The organism is Microbacterium sufflavum, assembly GCF_023091155.1.
GTDB classification, from domain to species: Bacteria; Actinomycetota; Actinomycetes; order Actinomycetales; family Microbacteriaceae; genus Microbacterium; species Microbacterium sufflavum.
Genome location: NZ_JAHWXK010000002.1, coordinates 110,237 through 131,591 on the forward strand (window position 1 = coordinate 110,237; position 21,355 = coordinate 131,591).

Annotated in this window: 22 protein-coding genes; 20 read left to right on the forward strand and 2 right to left on the reverse strand. The window is 70.1% G+C overall.

What is annotated here, in order from left to right; translation table 11 throughout:
• Positions 1-15: 15 nt before the first annotated feature.
• From coaE to KZC56_RS15100, 4 genes are all read left to right on the forward strand, one after another.
• Positions 16-615 (forward strand): dephospho-CoA kinase, encoded by a 600-nt coding sequence (gene coaE, locus KZC56_RS15085; protein WP_136028805.1) that lies wholly within the window; start codon positions 16-18, stop codon positions 613-615.
• 127 nt (positions 616-742) lie between these two features.
• Positions 743-1,282: a hypothetical protein gene (locus KZC56_RS15090; protein ID WP_136045359.1), complete on the forward strand. Its 540-nt coding sequence runs from the start codon at positions 743-745 to the stop codon at positions 1,280-1,282.
• Positions 1,283-1,321: 39 nt separating this feature from the next.
• Positions 1,322-3,394, forward strand: a complete 2,073-nt coding sequence (uvrB, locus tag KZC56_RS15095) for an excinuclease ABC subunit UvrB (protein WP_136028809.1) — start codon at positions 1,322-1,324, stop codon at positions 3,392-3,394.
• Positions 3,395-3,405: 11 nt separating this feature from the next.
• The gene (locus tag KZC56_RS15100; protein WP_206253332.1) at positions 3,406-3,759 is read left to right on the forward strand and encodes a TfoX/Sxy family protein; all 354 of its coding nucleotides are present in this window, start codon (positions 3,406-3,408) and stop codon (positions 3,757-3,759) included.
• Here the strand turns inward: KZC56_RS15100 and KZC56_RS15105 are convergent.
• A complete protein-coding gene (locus KZC56_RS15105) occupies positions 3,756-3,998 on the reverse strand; it encodes a hypothetical protein (RefSeq protein WP_205812731.1) in 243 nt (80 codons plus the stop codon). The genes KZC56_RS15100 and KZC56_RS15105 overlap by 4 nt on opposite strands.
• Positions 3,999-4,042: 44 nt before the next feature.
• Here KZC56_RS15105 and KZC56_RS15110 point away from each other — a divergent pair, with 44 nt between their 5' ends.
• The 16 genes from KZC56_RS15110 to KZC56_RS15185 all read left to right on the forward strand — a co-directional run bounded on the left by KZC56_RS15110 (position 4,043) and on the right by KZC56_RS15185 (position 20,020).
• Complete coding sequence (locus KZC56_RS15110; protein ID WP_136036534.1) at positions 4,043-4,507, forward strand: MarR family winged helix-turn-helix transcriptional regulator; 465 nt, start codon at positions 4,043-4,045, stop codon at positions 4,505-4,507.
• A 36-nt stretch (positions 4,508-4,543) separates the two neighbouring features.
• The gene (locus KZC56_RS15115; protein ID WP_247638928.1) at positions 4,544-5,296 is read left to right on the forward strand and encodes a DUF4129 domain-containing protein; all 753 of its coding nucleotides are present in this window, start codon (positions 4,544-4,546) and stop codon (positions 5,294-5,296) included.
• Positions 5,293-5,769: a hypothetical protein gene (locus KZC56_RS15120; protein ID WP_240745375.1), complete on the forward strand. Its 477-nt coding sequence runs from the start codon at positions 5,293-5,295 to the stop codon at positions 5,767-5,769. Before KZC56_RS15115 ends, KZC56_RS15120 begins: the two co-directional genes overlap by 4 nt.
• Positions 5,766-6,737, forward strand: a complete 972-nt coding sequence (locus KZC56_RS15125) for an AAA family ATPase (RefSeq protein WP_136036531.1) — start codon at positions 5,766-5,768, stop codon at positions 6,735-6,737. Before KZC56_RS15120 ends, KZC56_RS15125 begins: the two co-directional genes overlap by 4 nt.
• Complete coding sequence (locus KZC56_RS15130) at positions 6,734-8,041, forward strand: DUF58 domain-containing protein (protein WP_247638929.1); 1,308 nt, start codon at positions 6,734-6,736, stop codon at positions 8,039-8,041. The genes KZC56_RS15125 and KZC56_RS15130 overlap by 4 nt, the downstream gene beginning before the upstream one ends.
• Positions 8,038-8,604, forward strand: a complete 567-nt coding sequence (locus tag KZC56_RS15135) for a hypothetical protein (RefSeq protein ID WP_247638930.1) — start codon at positions 8,038-8,040, stop codon at positions 8,602-8,604. Before KZC56_RS15130 ends, KZC56_RS15135 begins: the two co-directional genes overlap by 4 nt.
• Before the next feature lie 37 nt (positions 8,605-8,641).
• The gene (gene uvrA, locus KZC56_RS15140) at positions 8,642-11,530 is read left to right on the forward strand and encodes an excinuclease ABC subunit UvrA (RefSeq protein WP_136028825.1); all 2,889 of its coding nucleotides are present in this window, start codon (positions 8,642-8,644) and stop codon (positions 11,528-11,530) included.
• Entirely contained in the window at positions 11,530-13,437 is a 1,908-nt protein-coding gene (gene uvrC, locus KZC56_RS15145) for an excinuclease ABC subunit UvrC (RefSeq protein ID WP_136036528.1), read from the forward strand. Before uvrA ends, uvrC begins: the two co-directional genes overlap by 1 nt.
• Positions 13,438-13,472: 35 nt before the next feature.
• Positions 13,473-14,345, forward strand: a complete 873-nt coding sequence (gene rapZ, locus KZC56_RS15150) for an RNase adapter RapZ (protein WP_136028829.1) — start codon at positions 13,473-13,475, stop codon at positions 14,343-14,345.
• Positions 14,346-14,408: 63 nt separating this feature from the next.
• On the forward strand, positions 14,409-15,386 hold the full coding sequence (gene whiA, locus KZC56_RS15155; RefSeq protein WP_136028831.1) for a DNA-binding protein WhiA: 978 nt from the start codon (positions 14,409-14,411) through the stop codon (positions 15,384-15,386).
• A gap of 190 nt (positions 15,387-15,576) precedes the next feature.
• Positions 15,577-16,203 carry a superoxide dismutase gene (locus KZC56_RS15160; protein WP_017202787.1) on the forward strand — a complete coding sequence of 209 codons (627 nt, stop codon included), beginning with the start codon at positions 15,577-15,579 and terminating at the stop codon, positions 16,201-16,203.
• 116 nt (positions 16,204-16,319) lie between these two features.
• The gene (gene gap / locus KZC56_RS15165) at positions 16,320-17,330 is read left to right on the forward strand and encodes a type I glyceraldehyde-3-phosphate dehydrogenase (protein WP_136028833.1); all 1,011 of its coding nucleotides are present in this window, start codon (positions 16,320-16,322) and stop codon (positions 17,328-17,330) included.
• A 10-nt stretch (positions 17,331-17,340) separates the two neighbouring features.
• Positions 17,341-18,555, forward strand: coding sequence for a phosphoglycerate kinase (locus KZC56_RS15170; RefSeq protein WP_136028835.1), 1,215 nt, complete (start codon positions 17,341-17,343; stop codon positions 18,553-18,555).
• On the forward strand, positions 18,546-19,337 hold the full coding sequence (tpiA, locus tag KZC56_RS15175) for a triose-phosphate isomerase (protein ID WP_247638931.1): 792 nt from the start codon (positions 18,546-18,548) through the stop codon (positions 19,335-19,337). The genes KZC56_RS15170 and tpiA overlap by 10 nt, the downstream gene beginning before the upstream one ends.
• Positions 19,338-19,418: 81 nt before the next feature.
• On the forward strand, positions 19,419-19,667 hold the full coding sequence (secG, locus tag KZC56_RS15180) for a preprotein translocase subunit SecG (RefSeq protein ID WP_101845144.1): 249 nt from the start codon (positions 19,419-19,421) through the stop codon (positions 19,665-19,667).
• On the forward strand, positions 19,667-20,020 hold the full coding sequence (locus KZC56_RS15185; protein WP_136028839.1) for an RNA polymerase-binding protein RbpA: 354 nt from the start codon (positions 19,667-19,669) through the stop codon (positions 20,018-20,020). The genes secG and KZC56_RS15185 overlap by 1 nt, the downstream gene beginning before the upstream one ends.
• Positions 20,021-20,096: 76 nt before the next feature.
• Here the strand turns inward: KZC56_RS15185 and KZC56_RS15190 are convergent, their stop codons facing one another.
• Positions 20,097-21,341, reverse strand: coding sequence for a hypothetical protein (locus KZC56_RS15190; protein ID WP_247638932.1), 1,245 nt, complete (start codon positions 21,339-21,341; stop codon positions 20,097-20,099).
• Between the last annotated feature and the right edge of the window lie 14 nt (positions 21,342-21,355).

Here is a 21,355-nt window from a genome sequence, read left to right on the forward strand (position 1 = left end):
ACCTAGACTGACGTCATGCCCCTCATCGCCCTCACCGGTGGCATCGCCTCCGGGAAGTCGACCATCGCCCGTCGTCTCGCGGAGCACGGAGCCATCATCGTGGATGCGGACGCGATCGTGCGCGACGTGCAGGCGCCCGGGTCGCCGGTGCTGGAGCGGATCGCCGAGGTGTTCGGCCCGGAGGTCATCGCGGAGGACGGCTCCCTGGATCGGCCGGCGCTGGGCGCGCGGGTGTTCGGCGACCCGGAGCAGCTGGCGCAGCTGAACGCGATCGTGCACCCCGCCGTGCGCGACGAGTCGCAGCGCCGCTTCACGGACGCGCTCGCCGCCGATCCGCACGCGGTGGTGGTGTACGACGTGCCGTTGCTGGTGGAGGCGAGGGTCGACGACCCGTGGGACCTGATCGTGGTCGCGCATGCCCCGGCGGAGGAGCGTCTGCGTCGGCTGGTCGAGCTGCGGGGCATGGACGAGGCTGCCGCCCGCGAGCGCATCGGCGCGCAGGTGTCCGACGAGAAGCGTCTGGCGATCGCCGACGTGGTGATCGAGACCGGCGGCGCTCTCGCCGAGACGGTCGCGCAGGCCGACGCGCTGTGGGAGCGCCTCCGCACCGGCTGACCGACCGGACGTTCAGCATTTCTCCAGGTGCGCAGAACGTCGCCGATATTCTGGAAGGGCGTGGGGACGCACCAGGGGATGGTCTGCTGGGGGAGAGCTTTTTTCCGCGCGCTGGGGAGTGGAAGAAGTGACTCAGTCGAGCCATGGCATCTCGCGTCGGACTCTGATCAAGGGAGCGGCCTGGTCGGCCCCCGTCATCGCGGTGGCCGTCGCTGCGCCGCTGGCGGCAGCCAGCGCGACCGTCGTCCCGAACAGCACGGCGAACTACTACTGGGACGCGGAGGCGCAGGGCGCGTTCACCAGCCTGGTCGCGGCGAGCGGTGGCCTGCGCGCCACCTTCAGCACCCAGATCAGCTATCGGGCGAACCCCTGGATGAGTCCGCCCGCCGGTGGCTCGCTCGTCGTGGTCGTCACGTTCTCCTCTCCCGTCACGCTCGACCCCGCGTCGTCGTTCGGGGCCTGGGCGCCGCAGCCCGTCGGCGGCTCCACCGCCACGAGCTTCACCTTCATCAGGACGCCGTCGAGCTTCGGCGACGCGCTGAGCTTCAACGTGATCGGCTCGGCGCCCGGCGAACTGCGCTCGACCGCGACCATGACGCTCCTCAACGGCGGGAGTGCGACCGCGACCACCGAGCCCTCGGCGGAGACGGCGGTCCTGGTCGCCTGACCCGGCCCCGATGTCGGAGGGGCGGCCTACGCTGGAAGCATGCAGCCCACGCGCAGTGTCCGTCCCTTCGAGGTCATCAGCGAGTACGCCCCGGCCGGTGATCAGCCGCAGGCCATCGCCGACCTCGCCTCGCGCATCAACGCGGGCGAGACCGACATCGTCCTCCTCGGCGCCACGGGTACCGGCAAGTCCGCGACGACGGCGTGGCTGATCGAGCAGGTGCAGCGTCCCACGCTGGTGCTCGCGCACAACAAGACCCTCGCCGCCCAGCTCGCCAACGAGTTCCGCGAGCTCATGCCGAACAACGCGGTGGAGTACTTCGTCTCGTACTACGACTACTACCAGCCAGAGGCGTATGTGCCGCAGACGGACACCTTCATCGAGAAGGACTCGTCGATCAACGCCGAGGTCGAGCGGCTCCGACACTCCACCACCAACTCGCTGCTGAGCCGGCGCGACGTGGTCGTGGTGTCGACGGTGTCGTGCATCTACGGCCTCGGCGCGCCCGAGGAGTACCTGCGAGCCATGGTGGCGCTGCAGGTGGGGGAGCGGTACGACCGCGACGCGCTCATCCGGCAGTTCATCGCGATGCAGTACAACCGCAACGACGTCGACTTCTCGCGGGGCAACTTCCGGGTGCGCGGCGACACGATCGAGATCATCCCGGTCTACGAGGAGCACGCGATCCGCATCGAGCTGTTCGGCGACGAGATCGAGGCGCTGTACTCGCTGCACCCGCTCACCGGCGAGGTGATCGAGAAGCTCGACGCCGTGCCGATCTTCCCCGCGTCGCACTACGTCGCCGGAACCGACGTGATCCAGCGCTCCATCGGCACGATCGAGCACGAGCTGGAGGAGCGGCTGAAGGAGTTCGAGCGCCAGGGCAAGCTGCTCGAGGCGCAGCGTCTCCGCATGCGCACCACGTTCGACCTGGAGATGCTGCAGCAGCTCGGCTTCTGCTCGGGGATCGAGAACTACTCGCGGCACATGGACGGCCGCATGCCGGGCGAGCCCCCGCACACGCTGCTCGACTTCTTCCCCGACGATTTCCTGCTGGTGATCGACGAGTCGCACGTCACGGTGCCGCAGATCGGCGCGATGTACGAGGGCGATGCCTCCCGCAAGCGCACGCTGGTCGACCACGGCTTCCGGCTGCCCAGCGCGATGGACAACCGCCCGCTGCGGTGGGACGAGTTCAAGAACCGCATCGGGCAGACCGTGTACCTGTCGGCGACGCCGGGCAAGTACGAGATGGGCATCGCCGACGGCGTGGTGGAGCAGATCATCCGCCCGACGGGTCTGGTCGACCCGGAGATCATCGTGAAGCCGTCGAAGGGGCAGATCGACGACCTGCTCGAAGAGATCCGGCTTCGGGTCGAGCGCGATGAGCGCGTACTCGTCACGACGCTGACGAAGAAGATGGCCGAGGAACTCACCGACTTCCTCGGTGAACACGGCGTGCGGGTCCGCTACCTGCACTCCGACGTCGACACGCTCCGCCGAGTGGAACTGCTCAGTGAGCTGCGCGCCGGCGTGTACGACGTGCTCGTGGGCATCAACCTGCTGCGTGAGGGCCTCGACCTGCCCGAGGTGTCGCTGGTGGCGATCCTCGACGCCGACAAGGAGGGCTTCCTCCGCTCCGGCACCTCGCTCATCCAGACGATCGGCCGTGCCGCGCGAAACGTCTCGGGTGAGGTGCACATGTACGCCGACAACATGACCGACTCCATGGCGAAGGCCATCGAGGAGACCGACCGCCGTCGCGAGAAGCAGATCGCGTACAACAAGGAGAACGGCATCGACCCGCAGCCCCTGCGCAAGCGGATCGCCGACATCACCGAGGTGCTCGCCCGCGAGGGCGCCGACACCGCCGACCTGATGTCGGGCCGTGGCCGGGCCTCGGGCAAGGGCAAGTCGCCGACGCCGAACCTCCGGCGCACGGGCATCGCGGCCGAGGGGGCGCAGCAGCTCGAGGCGACGATCCAGGATCTGACCGATCAGATGCTCGCGGCGGCCGCCGAGCTGAAGTTCGAGCTCGCCGGGCGCCTGCGCGATGAGGTGCAAGACCTCAAGAAGGAGCTCCGCTCGATGGAGCGGGCCGGGCACGCCTGAGTGGAGTGGCGATGGATGACGCAGGGAACGACCTCGCCGATCGGATCCGGGCGCTGTTGAGCGCGGACGACGCGATCGAGGAGCGCCGGATGTTCGGAACCAAGGCGTTCCTGGACGGGGGGCGCATCCTGGTCGGCGCGCGCACGGGCGGTGTGCTCCTCGTCCGCGTGGACGACGAGAACGGGGCGGCGATGCTCACGGAAGCGGGGGTCTCCCGCGCGGTGATGGGCTCGCGCACCATGAGTTCCGGGTGGCTCGACGTCGCGCCGTCGGCGATCGAGGACGATGCCGCGCTGATGCTGTGGCTCGATGTCGCGCGCGAGTCGACGGGCGCCGCGGTCGAGGCGGCTTCCGACGAGGGCTAGGGGCAGTGCACGAGGGTCTTCGGACCCGATCGGTCGATCTCGTGCTGTGTCATCGGCGCCCCGCACAGCGGGCAGGCCCGCTCGGCGCGCTCGGCAGCGCTAGGAGGCGGCGTCTTCTCGTACGGTCCGACGGACGCGGGACCGGCGAGACGGACCAGGTTGGTGTTGACCCAGGTGTAGAGGCCCCCGGCCTCGCGGATGCGGGTGCGAAGCGGGGGCCGAGTGGAGTCGTTCGACATGTTCATTAGTGTACTAATGATTCGTGCAGATGTATAGTCGATCCGTGACCGCCTCCGACGACCTGCTCCGCCTCGAGAACCAGTTGTGCTTCGCGATCGTCACGGCCGCTCGCAACATCGTGGCGATCTACCGCCCGATCCTGGAGCCGCTGGGACTGACGCATCCGCAGTACCTGGTCATGCTCGCGCTGTGGGAAAGGGCGCCGCGCACCCTCAACGACCTCGCCGCAGACCTCGCGCTGGAGCCGGCGACGGCCTCGCCCCTCGTCAAGCGCCTGGAGACGGACGGCCTCGTGGCACGACAGCGCAGCGCCGAGGACGAGCGTCGGCTCGAGATCACGCTCACGGAGGCGGGCCTGGCGCTGCGTGCTCGCGCTGTCGACGTGCCCGTGCAGGTCATGCGCGCCGTCGGCATGAGCATCCAGGAGGTCGGTGCGCTCCGCGACGGACTCGGCGCTTTCGCCGGGCGCCGGCTCGACAGCGGCTCCACGGCAGCGCCGTCCGCCTGACCACGCCCGCGCCGCGCCCGACCCTAGGGTGGACTCATGTCGCGCACCGAGGCCACCACTCGCGGAGCCCTGCGCGCGAGCGGTCGCGGAACACTCCGCCGGATCCTGCTCCTCGGCGGGGTGGTCGGTCTCTTCGCTCTGCTGATGCTCGCCGCGGCGCTTCAGGGGCAGCCGCAGTTCGCGCCGTCGTCGCCGCCCCCGCCGGAACAGCAGCCCGACGCGGTCGTCGTCCCCGAGACGACGAGCTCGCCCCTCCCGGAGCTGGAGCCGCCGGAGGACTCGGTGCTGCAGAACATCCTCGGCGTCGTGTTCGGAGCGCTGCTCGCCGCCGTCGCGGTGCTGGTGCTCGTGGTCGTGGCACGGTGGGCCGCCCGCCGCCTCCGTGATCTGTGGCGCGATCGTCCCCTGCGGCGCACGGACGCGGTCGTCCCGGACGCCGCGTCCGGCGGGCCTGTGGTCGACGCGGCGCCCGACGATGCGGTCATCCGCCGGGGAGTCGACGCAGCGCTCCGAACGATCGCGGAACGTCCGCGGGCCGCCGACGCCATCGTCTCCGCCTGGGTCGGACTGGAGGAGTCGGCGGCGGATGCCGGGGCCGGCCGCTCGGCGACGGAGACGCCGTCGGAGTTCACGGTGCGTATCGTCGGGCGCCGGGCGGGCATCCGCGACGACGTGATCACGCTGCTCGGTCTCTACGAGCAGGTGCGCTTCGGCGGCCGCGTCGCCGACGAGGCGGATCGCGCTGCCGCGGCCGCGAGTCTGCGCGGCATCAGGGAGGGGTGGCGATGAGGGCGCGGACCGTCGCGATCGCCGCGGGCTGTGTGCTGCTCGCGGTCGCCCTCGTGCTGGGGCTGCGCGCCGCAGGTGTCCCGCTGGCGTTCGCGGTGTCGTGGACGACGGTCGCCGCGGCGGTGTCCCTCGCGCTGCGCGGGGTCCTGGTCGACGATCCCGTCCTCTGGCCGCCCGAGCGTCCGCCGCGCGAGGCCAGGGGCTCCGAGGTGTCCCGGCTGGCCTGGGCGATCAACACACGTTCGGGCGTTGCGGGGACCATCCTCGTGCGCCGCGTGCAGAACGTGCTCCGCCGGCGGCTCGCGCACCGCGGCCTCGACCTCGACGATCCCGCCGACCACGCGGCCATCGACGCGCTGCTCGGCCAGGGCATCCGCGCGGGACTGTCCCGCCGCGAGGTGCGGCGCGACGACATCGAGAGAGCGTTGGACGCGCTCGAACGCATACCCACCGACACGGAGGAGACAGCATGACCACGGACGAGACCACCGAGATCGCGACCACGGGTCGCCGTGTGCTGGAGGGGGTGCGCAGCGTCGTCGTCGGTATGGACGAGACGCTCACACTCGCCCTCGCGGCGATCCTGGCCGGGGGTCACGTGCTGTTCGAGGACGTGCCGGGGCTCGGCAAGACGCTGGCCGCGCGGAGCCTGGCCCAGGCGCTGGGACTCGAGTTCCGACGGCTGCAGTGCACGCCGGATATGCTGCCCGGCGACGTGACGGGCTCGTACGTGTACGCCCCGACCGAGGGGGACTTCGTCTTCCGGCCCGGGCCGATCTTCACGGGTCTGCTCCTCGCCGACGAGGTGAACCGCACCACGCCCAAGACGCAGTCCGCGATGCTCGAGGCGATGGCCGAGCGGCAGGTCACGGTGGAGGGGAACCGTTTCCCACTGCCGCAGCCCTTCCACGTGATCGCGACCTCCAACCCCATCGAGTACGAAGGGACCTACGCCCTGCCGGAGGCGCAGCTCGACCGGTTCATGGTGCGCCTCACCGTGGGCTACCCCGCCCCGGACGACGAGACGCGCATCATCGTCGACAGGGTGCGGCGGCAGACGCCCGACGTCCGCGTGCCCGCCGTGGTCGACACGGAGGGGCTGCTCGCGCTCCAGGCGGCGGTCGAGCGCATCAACGTCGATCAGGACGTGGTGCGCTACGCCGTGGACCTGACGAGGGCGACCCGCGAGGCGGTGAACGTGTCGGTGGGTGCCTCGCCTCGCGGATCCCAGGCGCTCGTGCTGCTCGCCAGGGGCGTCGCGGCACTCGAGGGGCGGTCGTACGTGCGGCCCGACGACGTCAAACGCGTCGCCGTCCCTGTGCTGGCGCATCGGCTGACACTCACTCCGCAGGCCTGGGCGCAGGGGGTGGATCCGGGTGGAGTCGTGGCGGCGGCGGTCGAACGCACCCCGGTGCCGCCGACCGTCGCGGCCGCGCGATGACCGACGAGACCGCGACGACGGCATCCGCGGGGGTGACGTGGCATCGGACGCCCGTGATCGCGCTCGGCCTCGCCGGGGCGGCCGTGCTCGCGGGCCTCGGACTGGTGCTGTCGCGCCCCGACGTGATCGCGGTGGGTCTGCCGCTCGCCCTCGCGGCGGTGTGGGCGCTGCTGCGCCGTCCGCGCGACGGGGAGTTGCGGGTCGCCCTGCACGCTGCGCCCGACGCGGGGGAGGACGCCGTGGTGCGCGTCACCGCGGACGTCGACCTCGACGCCGAGCACGTGCAGCTCGCGGTCGAGGGGCGGGGGCGTCGCACCGCGCTCGCGGAGGTGCGGCCGGGCACGGCGGTGCTGTCCGCTCGGACGCGGCTGTCGCATTCGGGGCCGGTCGAGCTGATGGGGCTGATCGCCCGGGGCACCGCGATCGACGGCGCCTGGGTCTCCGACCGCGGACCGCGCACGGCGATCGGGTGGAACGCCGCACCGAAGACGAGGAGGATCGATCGGCTGCCGGTGGCTCCGCGCCTCGCGGGGCTGAACGGCTCGCACGAGGGGCGTCGCGCGGGTCAGGGCGGCGACTTCCACGACATCCACCCGTTCGTCCCCGGGGATGAGGTGCGGAGGGTGGATTGGCGCGCGACGGCTCGTGCCGCCCGACGCCCCGGCGACCTGCTGGTGCGGCGGGTGAACGCGCTGAGCGACTCCTCGGTGGTGATCGCGATGGACACGGCGGAGGACCTCGGATCGGTGGTGGCCGCGTGGGGGACCGACGACCCGGACCGCACGGGTGTCACCTCGCTCGACCTCGCGCGCGAGGCGGCCCTGTCCGTGGCGACCGCCGCGGTCGGAGCCGGGGATCGGGTCGCGTTCCACGCGCTCTCGCCGGGCGGACGCAGCGTGCCGATCGGCGGGGGAGCCCGGCACCTCGCGCGGCTGCGCGCCGCCGTCGCCGCCACGGGTCCGAGTGCCGACTCGTCCTACCGGCGCTCACCTGTCGTACCGACGGGCTCGATCGTGTTCGTGCTCTCGACCTTCGCCGACGGGGTGGCTGCGCGACTCGCGACGCAGTGGCGGGCCGCCGGTCACGCCGTCGTCGCGATCGATGTGCTGCCGCAGCTCGACGGCGCACGGCTCACCAGGGAGCAGCGCATCGCCCTGCGCACGCTGCTGGCCGAGCGCGCCGACATCCTCGCCGAGCTCCGGCGCGCGGGGGTCGAGGTGGTGGCCTGGGCAGACGACGGCGTCGACGTGGCGTTGCGGGTGGCGGCGGTGCGCCAGCAGCGGAGCCGGAGGGTGGCGCGGTGACCGCTCGCACGCGAGGGTGCGACGTGGGCGCCTGGGTGCCCGGGGTGACGCTGCGCGTCCTGACCGTGGCTCTGGTGCTGCTCGGCGTGCTGGTGCTGCACCCCACGCCGTTCTGGCGGGGTGTGGCGGTGGTCGCGGCTCTCGTGGGGGCCGTGCTGCCCCGGTCGCTCGCAACATGGGTGGGGGCGGCCTGCCTGCCGTTCGGGCTGCTGCTGTCCGAGCCGGCGCCGGAACGGACGGCGGTCGCCCTCGTGCTCGTCCATGCGATCCACATCCTCGCCGCGCTCAGCCTCACGGTGCCCGCGGCCGCTCGCCTCACGCTGAGGTCGCTCCGGCCGACGGCGGTGCGGTTCGTCGTGATCCAGCTGGTGGCCCAGTCGATCGCGCTCGGCGTCTGGGCGGTGTCGCCGGGGCAGGTCGAGCGCGGGGCGGCATGGCTCGCGCCCGCGGCGGCGTCACTCCTCCTGGTCGTCGTGGTCGTCGCATGGCTGGTCCTGCGCCGGGGGAACGGCCCCGTCCCGCGGGCCGTTGCGGCCCCGTCGACGGGAGGGGATCGCCCCTAGCGGAGCCGATGTCCGTGGCCCCTCGTAGACTTGTTCGGTGCCCATCGTCCCCGTTGCCTCCCCCGGAAAACTCAGTGTCCGCGGTGCCCGCGTCCACAACCTCCAGAACGTCGACATCGACATCCCGCGCGACTCCCTCGTCGTGTTCACCGGCCTGTCCGGGTCGGGGAAGTCGAGTCTGGCGTTCGACACGATCTTCGCCGAGGGGCAGCGCCGCTACGTCGAATCGCTGAGCGCCTATGCGCGGCAGTTCCTCGGCCAGGTGGATCGGCCGGACGTCGATTTCATCGAGGGCCTGAGTCCCGCGGTGTCGATCGACCAGAAGTCGACCAACCGCAACCCGCGGTCGACCGTGGGCACCATCACCGAGATCTACGACTACATGCGCCTGCTGTGGGCGCGTATCGGCGTGCCGCACTGTCCCGAGTGCGGCGAGAAGATCCAGCGTCAGACGGTGCAGCAGATCGCCGACCAGCTCATGGAGCTGCCCGAGCGCACCCGGTACCAGGTCGTCGCCCCCATCGTGTCGCAGAAGAAGGGCGAGTTCGTCGACCTCTTCCGCGAGCTCGGCGCCAAGGGCTACTCCCGCGCGATCGTCGACGGCGACCTCATCCAGCTGGCCGAGCCGCCCACGCTGAAGAAGAGCTACAAGCACGACATCGCGGTGGTCGTCGACCGCCTGGTGGCGTCGCCCGACATCCTGGGCCGGGTCACCGACTCGGTGGAGACGGCCCTGGGACTCGCGGGTGGCGTCGTGCAGATCAACTACGTCGACGGCGAGGGCGACGACGCCTGGCAGACCTTCTCCGAGAAGCTCGCCTGCCCGAACGGCCACGCCCTCACCCTCACCGAGATCGAGCCGCGCACGTTCTCCTTCAACGCACCGTTCGGCGCCTGCCCCGCGTGCTCCGGGCTGGGCACGCGCATGTCGGTGGACGTCGAGCTGATGCTCGGCGACGAAGATCTCTCGATCCGCGAGGGCGTCATCATTCCCTGGACCACGCAGGGCAAGGGTCTCTTCCAGTACTACGAGCGCCTGCTCGAGGGGCTGGCGCGCGACCTCGACTTCTCGCTCGACACGCCGTGGCGCGAGCTGCACTCCGACGTCAAGGAGGCCGTGCTCCGCGGCGAGAACTACAAGGTCACGGTCAAGTGGAAGAACCGCTACGGCCGGGAGATGCGGTACGCGTCCGGGTTCGAGGGCGTCGTGCCATACATCGAGCGGCAGTACCTCCAGGCCGAGTCCGACACGCAGCGCAACCGCTGGGGCGAGTACCTCCGTGAGGTGCCGTGCCCCGTGTGCAACGGCGACCGCCTCAAGCCCGAGGTGCTCGCGGTGCAGGTGCACGGCCACTCGATCGCCGAGGTGTCGCACCTGAGCCTCGCCGACGCGCGGGGCTTCATGGAGAAGCTGCACCTCACGGAGCGGGAGGCGAAGATCGCCGCCCAGGTGCTGCGCGAGATCCGCCTGCGCCTCGACTTCCTCCTCCAGGTGGGGCTGTCGTACCTCAACCTCAGCCGTTCGGCGGGGTCACTGTCCGGTGGCGAGGCGCAGCGCATCCGGCTCGCCACGCAGATCGGCTCCGGCCTGACGGGCGTGCTCTACGTGCTCGACGAGCCGTCGATCGGCCTGCACCAGCGCGACAACCGCCGGCTGATCGAGACCCTGCTCACGCTGCGCGACCTGGGCAACACGCTCATCGTGGTGGAGCACGACGAAGAGACCATCGAGGCGGCGGACTGGGTGGTCGACATCGGTCCCGGCGCCGGAGTGAACGGCGGCACCGTCGTGCACTCGGGGCCGTACAGCGCGCTCCTCGGCGACAGCGATTCGATGACCGGCGACTACCTGTCCGGGCGCCGGGCGATCCCGATGCCGTCGAAGCGTCGCAAGATCGACAAGAAGCGCATGCTGAGCGTGGTCGGCGCGCGGGCGAACAACCTGCGCAATGTCACGGCGGACTTCCCGCTGGGCGTGCTCACGGCCGTCACCGGCGTCAGCGGCTCGGGCAAGTCGTCCCTCGTGAACGACATCCTGTACCAGGTGCTCGCTTCGCGACTGAACGGTGCGCGGACCGTTCCGGGCAAGCACACCAGGGTGACCGGCCTCGACAACCTCGACAAGGTCGTGCACGTCGACCAGGCGCCGATCGGCCGCACCCCGCGCTCGAACCCGGCCACGTACACCGGCGTGTTCGACCGCATCCGCACCCTGTTCAGCGAGACGCCGGAGGCGAAGGTGCGGGGCTATCAGCCCGGTCGCTTCAGCTTCAACGTCAAGGGCGGCCGCTGCGAGGCGTGCTCGGGCGACGGCACCATCAAGATCGAGATGAACTTCCTGCCCGACGTCTACGTCGACTGCGAGGTCTGCCACGGCAAGCGGTACAACCGCGACACGCTCGCGGTGCACTACAAGGGCAAGAACATCGCCGAGGTGCTGGAGATGCCGATCGAGGAGGCCGCGGAGTTCTTCGAGCCGATCCAGGCGATCCACCGCTACATGAAGACGCTCGTCGACGTCGGGCTCGGCTACGTGCGGCTGGGGCAGTCGGCCACGACGCTCTCGGGCGGCGAGGCGCAGCGCGTCAAGCTCGCCACGGAGCTCCAGCGTCGCAGCAACGGCCGCAGCATCTACGTGCTCGACGAGCCGACCACGGGTCTGCACTTCGAAGACGTCCGCAAGCTCCTCGAGGTGCTCAACGGCCTCGTCGACAAGGGCAACACCGTGATCGTGATCGAGCACAACCTCGACGTGATCAAGTCGGCGGACTGGGTGATCGACCTCGGACCGGAGGGCGGTTCGGGTGGCGGGCAGATCATCGCGACCGGTACGCCGGAGCAGATCGCCCGCGTCGAGGAGAGCCACACCGGGCAGTTCCTCGCCGAGATCCTGGGTGAGGGGCGCGCCGCGCGGAAGGCCAGCTGATGGCCGACGTGCTCCCGTACAAGCCACGGACGGGTGAGATCCCGACCGACCCCGGCGTGTACCGGTTCCGCGACGCCAACGGACGGGTGCTCTACGTCGGCAAGGCGAAGAACCTGCGCCAGCGGCTGTCGAACTACTTCGCCCCGCTGCGCACGCTGCACGAGCGCACCCGGCGCATGGTCACGACCGCTGCGTCGGTGGAGTGGACGGTCGTTCCCACCGACGTCGACTCGCTGCAGCTCGAGTACATGTGGATCAAGGAGTTCGATCCGCCGTTCAACGTGCGCTACCGCGACGACAAGTCGTACCCCTTCATGGCGGTCACCCTCGCCGATGAGGCGCCCCGCGTGATCGTCACCCGGAACAGGAAGATCCCCGGGGCGCGGTACTTCGGTCCGTATCCCAAGGTGTGGGCGGTGCACGAGACCATCGACCTGATGATCAGGGCCTTCCCGATCCGCACCTGCAGCGATGCGAGCTACAAGAGGGCGATGCAGACCGGGCGCCCGTGCTTCCCCGGGCAGATCGGCAAGTGCGGCGGGCCGTGCTCGATGACGGTGTCCATCGAGGAGCACCGGGCGATGGTCGACGACTTCATCGCGTTCATGGCGGGCGGAGACGAGCGCTTCACCCGCGAGCTCACGAAGCGCATGCTCGCCGCGTCCGCCGCGATGGACTACGAAGCCGCCGCGAAGTACCGGGACAAGCTGTCCGCGATCGAGGCCGTGCTCGGCAAGAGCGCCCTGGTGCTGCCGGCCGATGAGGACGCCGACCTGTTCGGCATCGCGGAAGACGAGCTCGCCGCCGCCGTGCAGCACTTCGTGATCCGCGGCGGCCGCGTGCGCGGTGTCCGTGCCCTCACGATCGAGAAGGAGATCGACATCACGGGCGCTGAGCTCGTCGACCAGGTGCTCCAGCAGGCGTACGGCGACGCGCAGGATGTTCCGCGACGGATCCTCGTCCCGACGCTCCCCGACGACGCGACCGAGCTGGAGCAGTGGCTGCGCGAACGCCGTGGCAAGAAGGTCGAGATCGCGGTCGCACATCGGGGTCAGCGTGCCGACCTGATGCGCACCGCGACGCTGAACGCGCAGCAGGCGCTGATCCGGCACAAGACCCGCCGGACGAGCGACTACGTGGCGCGCACCCAGGCGCTGACCGATCTTCAGGAGGCGCTGGGAATGGAGGAGGCGCCGCTGCGCATCGAGTGCTTCGACATCTCGCACCTCGGCGGCACCAACGTGGTCGCCTCGATGGTCGTGTTCGAGGACGGCCTTCCGCGCAAGGACCAGTACCGGTCGTTCAACATCGCCGAGACGACAGACGACACCGACTCGATGTACCAGGTTCTGCGCCGCAGGCTCGCACACCTGGATCGGCCGGAGGAGGAGCAGGAGGTCCTCGACCCGACCACCGACGAGGTCGTGGGGGAGGACCTGGGCGAGGCGACCGCACGGCGCAAGCCGCGGTTCGCGTATCCGCCGCAGCTGCTCCTCGTCGACGGAGGGAAGCCGCAGGTGGAGGCCGCCGCGCGCGCGCTCCACGACGCGGGGCACACCGAGATCGCCGTGTGCGGCATCGCCAAGCGTCTTGAAGAGGTGTGGCTGCCGGGAGACGACTTCCCCGTGATCCTGCCCCGCACCAGCGAGGCCCTCTACCTTCTCCAGCGACTGCGAGACGAAGCCCACCGCTTCGCGATCACGCACCAGCGCAAGAGGCGCAAGAAAGACATCGGCAGCGTGCTCGCCGAGGTTCCGGGGCTCGGCGCCTCTCGCATCAAGGTGCTGCTCAAGCACTTCGGCTCGGTCACGGCCCTCCGCGCCGCCGACCCGTCGCAGATCCAGGAGGTACAGGGGATCGGTCCGGTGCTCGCTCAGACCATCCATTCGCACCTGTCCACTCGCTAGGCTGGGAGACCGAGGGGGAGAAGGAGCAGGGAGCGATGACTGACGGGGAGAAGGGCGAGTTCCTCATCGTCACTGGGATGTCCGGCGCAGGCCGGACGACGGCGGCGAACGCACTGGAGGATCTCGGCTGGTATGTCGTCGACAACCTGCCTCCGCAGATCCTCCGGCCGCTGCTCGACCTGACCGGCATGGGTGGCGATTCGCTGCCCAAGGTCGCCGCCGTGGTCGACGTGCGCGGCCGCAACCTCTTCGACGATTTCCCGGGTGTCGCCCGACTGCTGCGCACGCGCGGCGAGATCCGGGTGCTGTTCCTCGACGCCTCCGACGACGTCCTGGTGCGTCGCTTCGAGTCGGTGCGCCGCCCGCACCCCCTGCAGGGCGATGGCACTCTGCTCGACGGCATCCGCACGGAGCGGACGCGTCTGGCCCCCATCCGCGAGGCCGCCGACCTGGTGATCGACACCTCGGCGCTGAACATCCACCAGCTCGCGACGCAGGTCTCCGACATCTTCTCGGAGGAGGGGGAGGCGCGGCATCGGGTGACGCTGCTCAGCTTCGGCTTCAAGTACGGGCTGCCCACCGACGTCGACCTGGTCGCCGACATGCGCTTCCTCCCGAATCCGTACTGGAACGAGGAGCTGCGCGGCCTCACCGGGCAGGATGAGACGGTCCGTGAGTACGTGCTGTCCCGCGAGGGTGCGACCGACTTCCTCGATTCCTATGCGAAGGCGCTCGTGCCGGTGCTCGAGGGGTATCAGCGGGAGAACAAGAGCCACTCGACGATCGCGATCGGATGCACGGGCGGCAAGCACCGCTCGGTCGCGATGTCCGAGGAGCTGGCCCGCAGGATCGCCGCGATTCCGGGGGTCGCCGTGAACGTGCGGCACCGCGACCTCGGCAGGGAATAGCCCCCCGGGCGAGTAAGCTGGAGGTTTGCGTCGCGATCCGGCGCGTGAACGTGAAGGAGTGTCGTGGCACTAACCACCGACGTCAAGGCTGAGCTCGTCAGCATCCGCAATGCACCCCCGACGGTGCGCGTGGCGGAGGTGACAGCCATCCTCCGATTCGCCGGTGGACTGCACTCCATCGCGGGCCGTGTGGCCGTGGAGGCCGAGGTCGACGCAGAGACCCTCGCCCGCCGCGTCGCCAGGGATCTCGCCGAGATCTACGGCGTGCGCCCGGAGATCGCGCAGGTGCAGTCGAGCACCGCGAACGACGGCGCCCGCTGGGCCGTGCGCGTGATCGCGCAGGGGGAGACCCTCGCCCGCCAGACCGGCCTGCTCGACCCGCGTCGCCGTCCGGTCCGCGGCCTGCCGAACCGTCTCACCACGGGTTCGCGCGCCGAGATCGCTGGTCTGTGGCGTGGGGCCTTCCTGGCCGCCGGATCGCTCAGTGAGCCCGGCCGCTCGGCGATGCTCGAGGTCGCCTGCCCGTCGTCCGAGGCGGCGATGGCGCTCGTGGGCGCCGCACACCGTCTGGGCGTCGCCGCGAAGGCGCGCGAGGTCCGCGGCATGCCCCGCGTCGTGGTGCGCGAGGGCGAGGCGATCCGTACGATTCTCAGCGAGATGGGCGCTCACCGTACCGCGCTGGCGTGGGAGGAGCTGCGTCAGCGTCGCGAGGTGCGCGCGGGCGTGAACCGCCTGGTCAACTTCGACGACGCGAACCTGCGGCGTTCCGCGCAGGCGGCGGTGGCCGCGTGCGCCCGTGTGGAGCGCGCGCTGGAGATCCTCGCCGACGAGGTTCCCGATCACCTGCGGGTCGCCGGCGAGCTGCGCCTCGCGCACCGGGACGCCAGCCTCGACGAGCTCGGCCACCACGCCGACCCGCCCCTCACCAAGGACGCGGTCGCCGGTCGCATCCGTCGTCTTCTCGCCATGGCAGACAAGCGCGCCCAGCAGGAGGGCATCCCCGGCACGGAGGCCGCTGTCCCCGCCGGGCTCGACGTCTGATCCACCCGCCTCTGCTCCGACGGCCCGTCGCCCCTACCCGGGGTGGCGGGCCGTCGTCAACGGGAGGAAGGATCCGGTCCGACCCGGTGTTGTCCTCACTAGGATGAGAGACGTCCGCTCCACGCCGCACATCGGTGGCGCGGAGGATCGGCAAGCGCCGCGGGCGCGGCGCGGATTGGATGAAAGCGATATGGCGACCTACACCCTCCCCGACCTCCCGTACGACTTCGCAGCCCTCGAGCCGCACATCAGCGGCAAGATCATGGAGCTGCATCACGACAAGCACCACGCGACCTACGTCGCCGGCGCGAACACCGCGCTCGAGCAGCTTGCCGAGGCCCGCGAGAGCGGCAACCTGGCGAACGTGAACAAGCTCGAGAAGGACCTCGCGTTCAACCTCGGCGGTCACGTCAACCACTCGATCTTCTGGACCAACCTGTCGCCCAACGGCGGCGGTCAGCCGGAGGGCGAGCTGAAGGCCGCCATCGACGAGTACTTCGGCTCGTTCGAGAAGTTCCAGGCGCACTTCACGGCTGCCGCGACCGGCATCCAGGGGTCCGGCTGGGCCGTCCTCAGCTGGGACTCGATCGGTTCGCGCCTGATCATCCAGCAGCTGTTCGACCAGCAGTCGAACACGGCGCAGGGCACGATCCCGCTGTTCCAGCTCGACATGTGGGAGCACGCGTTCTACCTCGACTACCTGAACGTGAAGGCCGACTACGTCAAGGCCGCATGGAACATCGCGAACTGGGAGAACGTCGCCCAGCGCCTCGAGGTCGCCCGCAAGCAGACGAACGGCCTGCTGGTACTGTCGTAACCGGGTCGCGTCCCGGCGGGCCCACGGCTCGTCGGGGCGCCATCTCAGCCAAAAAACCCGCGCATGGCGCCCGCTTCGACAGCGGTCTCCGGCGCATGAGAAACAGGGAGACCTGAGTGTCTGTCAAGATCGGTATCAACGGCTTCGGCCGCATCGGACGCAACTACTTCCGCGCGGCGCTCGCGCAGGGAGCAGACCTTGAGATCGTCGCGGTCAACGACCTCACCGACAACAAGACCCTGGCGCACCTCCTGAAGTACGACTCGGTCGGCGGCGTCCTCGACGCGCAGATCAGCTACGACGAGGACAGCATCACCGTCGACGGCAAGGAGATCAAGGCGTTCGCTGAGCGCGACCCCGCCAACCTTCCGTGGGGCGAGCTGGGCGTCGACATCGTCATCGAGTCGACCGGTTTCTTCACCAACGCCGACGCGGCACGCAAGCACATTGAGGCCGGCGCGAAGAAGGTCCTCATCTCGGCTCCCGCCACGGGCGACGACCGCACCATCGTGATGGGCGTCAACGAGGAGACGTACAACCCGGAGACGGACCACATCATCTCCAACGCCTCGTGCACCACGAACTGCCTCGCGCCGCTGGCGAAGGTCTTCAACGACGCCTTCGGCATCGACCGCGGCTTCATGATGACCGCGCACGCCTACACGGCCGACCAGAACCTGCAGGACGGCCCGCATAAGGACCTGCGTCGTGCACGCGCCGCCGCGATCAACATCACTCCGGCGTCGACCGGTGCGGCCAAGGCGATCGGTCTCGTGCTGCCCGAGCTGAACGGCAAGCTCAGCGGCTCGTCGTACCGCGTTCCGGTCCCCACGGGCTCGATCGTCGACCTCACGCTGATCACCGACCGCGAGAACCTCACGGTCGAGGAGGTCAACGAGGCCTACAAGAAGGCTGCCGCCGACGGTCGTCTCGCGGGCTACCTGCAGTACAACGAGGACCAGATCGTGTCGAGCGACATCGTGCACAACCCGCACTCGTCGATCTTCGACGCCACGCTCACCAACGTCAGCGGCAACCTGATCAAGGTCTCGAGCTGGTACGACAACGAGTGGGGCTACTCCAACCGTCTGGTCGACCTGACCGAGTACGTGGCCGAGCGCCTCTAAGCTCAGACACATGACTCTGCGCACCCTGGACTCCCTGGGGTCGCTCGAGGGCAAGCGCGTCATCGTCCGTTGTGATCTCAATGTCCCCCTGCGGGACGGGGTCATCACGGACGATGGCCGCGTTCGGGCCTCGTTGCCGACCCTGAACACGCTGATCAACGCGGGCGCCCGCGTGATCGTCTGCTCGCACCTCGGCCGCCCCGACGGTGCCCCCGACCCGCAGTACAGCCTGGAGCCCGTGGCTCAGCGTCTGTCCGAGCTCCTCGGCGCTCCCGTCGCGTTCGCGCGCGACACCGTCGGGGAATCCGCGAAGGACGCGGTCGCCTCCCTGGAGGACGGCGGGGTCGTGGTGATCGAGAACCTCCGGTTCAACCCGGGGGAGACGTCGAAGGACGAGGCGGAGCGCGAGGCGTTCGCCGGTCAGCTCGCCGAGCTGGGAGACGTGCTGGTCTCGGACGGCTTCGGCGTGGTGCACCGCAAGCAGGCGAGCGTGTACGAGCTCGCGAAGCGTCTGCCCTCGGCGGCGGGCCTGCTGATCGCGGCTGAGCTCGACGTGCTCGACCGCCTCACCGAGAACCCGGAGCGGCCGTACGCGGTCGTGCTCGGCGGCTCCAAGGTGAGCGACAAGCTCGGCGTGATCTCGCACCTGCTGCCGCGTGTCGACCGCATCCTGGTCGGCGGCGGCATGCTGTTCACCTTCCTCAAGGCGCAGGGCCACCCGGTGGCGTCGAGCCTTCTCGAGGAGGATCAGCTCGACACGGTGCGCGGCTACATCGCGGAGGCGCAGGAGCGCGGCGTCGAACTGGTGCTCCCGACCGATGTGGTCGTGGCGGCGTCCTTCTCGGCGGACGCGGCGCACGAGGTGGCGGCCGCGGACGCGATCGAGGAGACCGCGTTCGGAGCGTCGGGCATCGGCCTGGACATCGGTCCGGAGACGGCGGCCCGTTTCGCCGAGGTGATCCGCGGATCCAAGACGGTGTTCTGGAACGGGCCGATGGGCGTGTTCGAGTTCCCGGCTTTCGCGGCGGGCACCAAGGCCGTGGCGCAGGCGTTGACCGAGGTCGACGGCCTCAGCGTGGTCGGCGGCGGCGACTCGGCGGCTGCCGTGCGCCAGCTCGGCTTCGCCGACGACCGCTTCGGTCACATCTCGACCGGAGGCGGAGCGAGCCTCGAGTTCCTCGAGGGCAAGAAACTACCTGGGCTGGAGGTCCTCGGATGGGCGTGAGCTCCCGTACCCCGCTGATCGCGGGCAACTGGAAGATGAACCTCGACCACCTGCAGGCGGTCGCGTTCGTGCAGAAGCTGCACTGGACGTTGAAGGATGCGAAGCACGAGGACGGCTCGGTGGAGGTCGCGGTGTTCCCGCCCTTCACCGACATCCGCAGCGTGCAGACGCTGATCGACGCCGACAAGATCCCGTTCGCCTTCGGTGCGCAGGATGTGTCGGCGCACGACTCGGGCGCGTACACCGGCGAGATCTCCGGCGCGTTCCTGTCGAAGCTCGACGCGACCTACGTCATCATCGGTCACTCCGAGCGTCGCGAGTACCACGACGAGACCGACGAGGTCGTCGCCGCCAAGGTGAAGGCCTCGCTGAAGCACGGCCTGGTGCCGGTGATCTGCGTGGGCGAGACCGCGGGGGACCTGGAGAAGTTCGGGGCGAGCGCGGTTCCGGCCGGTCAGCTGGAGGCGGCGCTGCAGGGCGTCTCGCCGTCGGCGGACATCGTCGTCGCATACGAGCCCGTGTGGGCGATCGGTTCCGGTCAGGCCGCGACCCCGCAGCAGGCGCAGGACGTGTGCGCCGCGCTGCGCGGGGTGATCGCGAAGGTCCTGGGCGACGAGGCGGCGGCGCGTACGCGCATCCTCTACGGCGGATCGGTGAAGGCGGCGAACATCGCCAGCTTCATGCGGGAGCCCGATGTGGACGGCGCCCTGGTCGGCGGGGCGAGCCTCGTCGTCGACGAGTTCGCCGCGATCATCCGTTTCGAGAAGCACGTCGGCGTGTGAGTGCGGCGGGGCTGCGGCCCCGCTGCACCGTATACTTGACCGTTACGGGGGCGCTCCGGCCCCAGCGAAAGGCTCTTTCTCGTGGCAATTCTCGAGTTCGTCCTGCAGGTCGTGCTGGGTATCACCAGCGTGCTGCTGACTCTCCTCATCCTCCTGCACAAGGGTCGCGGTGGCGGCCTGTCCGACATGTTCGGCGGAGGCATGACCACCGCGGTGGGTTCCTCCGGTCTCGCGGAGCGGAACCTCAACCGCTTCACCGTCGTCCTGGCGCTCACGTGGTTCGTCGCCATCGTCGCGCTGGGCCTCATCACGAAGTTCGAGGTGATCTGATGGCTACCGGTGGAAACGCGATCCGCGGTACCCGGGTGGGCTCCGGCCCGATGGGCGAGCAAGACCACGGCTACCACGCCGACCGCATCGCCGTCACGTACTGGGACGGCCTCGGCAATGAGACGGTCCGCTACTTCGCGGCCGGTCTGCCCGAGGAGGAGATCCCCGAGATCATCGACCACCCGCAGTCGGGCCTTCCCGCGGGGCGCGACAAGGAGAACCCTCCCGCCGTCGCCAAGACGGAGCCCTACAAGACGCACCTCGCGTATGTGAAGGAGCGTCGCACCGACGAGGAGGCCGTACAGCTCCTCGAAGACGCGCTGACGCAGCTGCGTGAGCGCCGGGGGCAGTGACCTCCCGCTGAGTCGAACAGACGCCGAGTCGAACTGAGAACCGCCACGGATCATCCGTGGCGGTTCTCTGTTGCCGTCAGCGGCAGCCGGCGGCCGCGTCGATGTAGTTCTGCGGTGGGTAGCCGTAGGCCCAGACGCCGTTCGCGTCGTCGGTGAAGCCCATGCTGATCGCCCAGGCCGTCGCCCACTTCTCGATGCTGTCCTGCGTGGAGGAGTCGTACATGCCCTGGCACTTGACGCTGATGGCATGTCCCACCTCGTGCGCGACGAGCGCCTTGCTCCGATCGGCGGGCCACTGCTGGGCGACCGAGTCCGACAGCTGGATGACAGCGCGACCCGGCTCGTCCCACCACCACGTGGTGTAGCCGCCCATGCTGCCGTTGGCGCCCGCGCCGTTGACGGTCGCGGCCCAGTCGAACTCCAGGAGCACTCCGGGGGCCAGCGACCGGGCGAACGCCTCGATCTCGAGGCGTGCGCCGCGGAGGGGGCCGTCCTTCTCGCTCAACTCCGCCGCCTCGGTGGCGACGACCTGGGCCGCCGCATCCTGCAGCGCGACGTAGGCCGCGACCGCGGTGTCGTCGATGGTCGTCACGGCGGCGACGTCGGCCGCGGCGTCGCGCAGGGCGATCACGGCATCGTTGCGAGCCGACACGTGCGCCGCCTCGAACGCGGTCGCCGCCTGCCCTGCCGTCGCGAGCACGGCCAGTCCGCTCTCGGCCACGGCGTCCCGTCCGCGCGAGGCGTCCGCCGACGCCCGCTCGAGGTTCGCGTCGAGCTCAACGAGCGCCCGCTCGTCGTCCTCCAACTGGGCGGTGGTGCCGAAGAGCTCCCAGAACCAGGCCGGTTTGTCGCGTGCGGGCGGTCGATCGGCCGCCACGGCGTCCTCCACGGCCGCTCCGATCCCCTCGCCGTCCGCGACCGCGGCGGTGAGGGCCGACCAGGATTCCTCCGGCACCGGGAGAGTCGGACTGCCGGTGTCGAGGATCACGTGACCGGCGTCCGTGGACTCCAGCAGAGCGGCGTACCGGTGATCGACCTCCGAACGCTGAGCGTCCACGGCGCGCGCGGCTGTTTCGACGCGCGCCGATGCGTCATCGAAACCGAGCGCTGCCGACACCTGGGTGATCGCGAGGGCCGCGACCACGGCGACCGCGCCGATCACGCCGGCGACGACGGGGCCCCGTGGCCGGCGTCGGCGGCGGCGGGTGAGCGGGGTGAGCAGGGGAGCGGAGGGCGCGCTCGCGAACCGCGGCGGAAGCCGATGGCCCGCGCCTCCCGGGGGGCCGGCGGGTGCGGCGCTCGGGGCGCCGGGGTCCGTCACGACGTGCCCATTCG

What these genes read in the sequence shown, in the direction of transcription:
- coaE (WP_136028805.1), top strand. Translation starts at nt 16, where the DNA reads ATGCCCCTCATCGCCCTCACCGGTGGCATCGCCTCCGGGAAGTCGACC.
- uvrB (WP_136028809.1), top strand. Translation starts at nt 1,322, where the DNA reads ATGCAGCCCACGCGCAGTGTCCGTCCCTTCGAGGTCATCAGCGAGTAC.
- KZC56_RS15100 (WP_206253332.1), top strand. Translation starts at nt 3,406, where the DNA reads ATGGATGACGCAGGGAACGACCTCGCCGATCGGATCCGGGCGCTGTTG.
- KZC56_RS15105 (WP_205812731.1), bottom strand. Translation starts at nt 3,998, where the DNA reads ATGTCGAACGACTCCACTCGGCCCCCGCTTCGCACCCGCATCCGCGAG.
- KZC56_RS15115 (WP_247638928.1), top strand. Translation starts at nt 4,544, where the DNA reads ATGTCGCGCACCGAGGCCACCACTCGCGGAGCCCTGCGCGCGAGCGGT.
- KZC56_RS15120 (WP_240745375.1), top strand. Translation starts at nt 5,293, where the DNA reads ATGAGGGCGCGGACCGTCGCGATCGCCGCGGGCTGTGTGCTGCTCGCG.
- KZC56_RS15125 (WP_136036531.1), top strand. Translation starts at nt 5,766, where the DNA reads ATGACCACGGACGAGACCACCGAGATCGCGACCACGGGTCGCCGTGTG.
- KZC56_RS15130 (WP_247638929.1), top strand. Translation starts at nt 6,734, where the DNA reads ATGACCGACGAGACCGCGACGACGGCATCCGCGGGGGTGACGTGGCAT.
- uvrC (WP_136036528.1), top strand. Translation starts at nt 11,530, where the DNA reads ATGGCCGACGTGCTCCCGTACAAGCCACGGACGGGTGAGATCCCGACC.
- rapZ (WP_136028829.1), top strand. Translation starts at nt 13,473, where the DNA reads ATGACTGACGGGGAGAAGGGCGAGTTCCTCATCGTCACTGGGATGTCC.
- KZC56_RS15160 (WP_017202787.1), top strand. Translation starts at nt 15,577, where the DNA reads ATGGCGACCTACACCCTCCCCGACCTCCCGTACGACTTCGCAGCCCTC.
- KZC56_RS15170 (WP_136028835.1), top strand. Translation starts at nt 17,341, where the DNA reads ATGACTCTGCGCACCCTGGACTCCCTGGGGTCGCTCGAGGGCAAGCGC.
- tpiA (WP_247638931.1), top strand. Translation starts at nt 18,546, where the DNA reads ATGGGCGTGAGCTCCCGTACCCCGCTGATCGCGGGCAACTGGAAGATG.
- KZC56_RS15185 (WP_136028839.1), top strand. Translation starts at nt 19,667, where the DNA reads ATGGCTACCGGTGGAAACGCGATCCGCGGTACCCGGGTGGGCTCCGGC.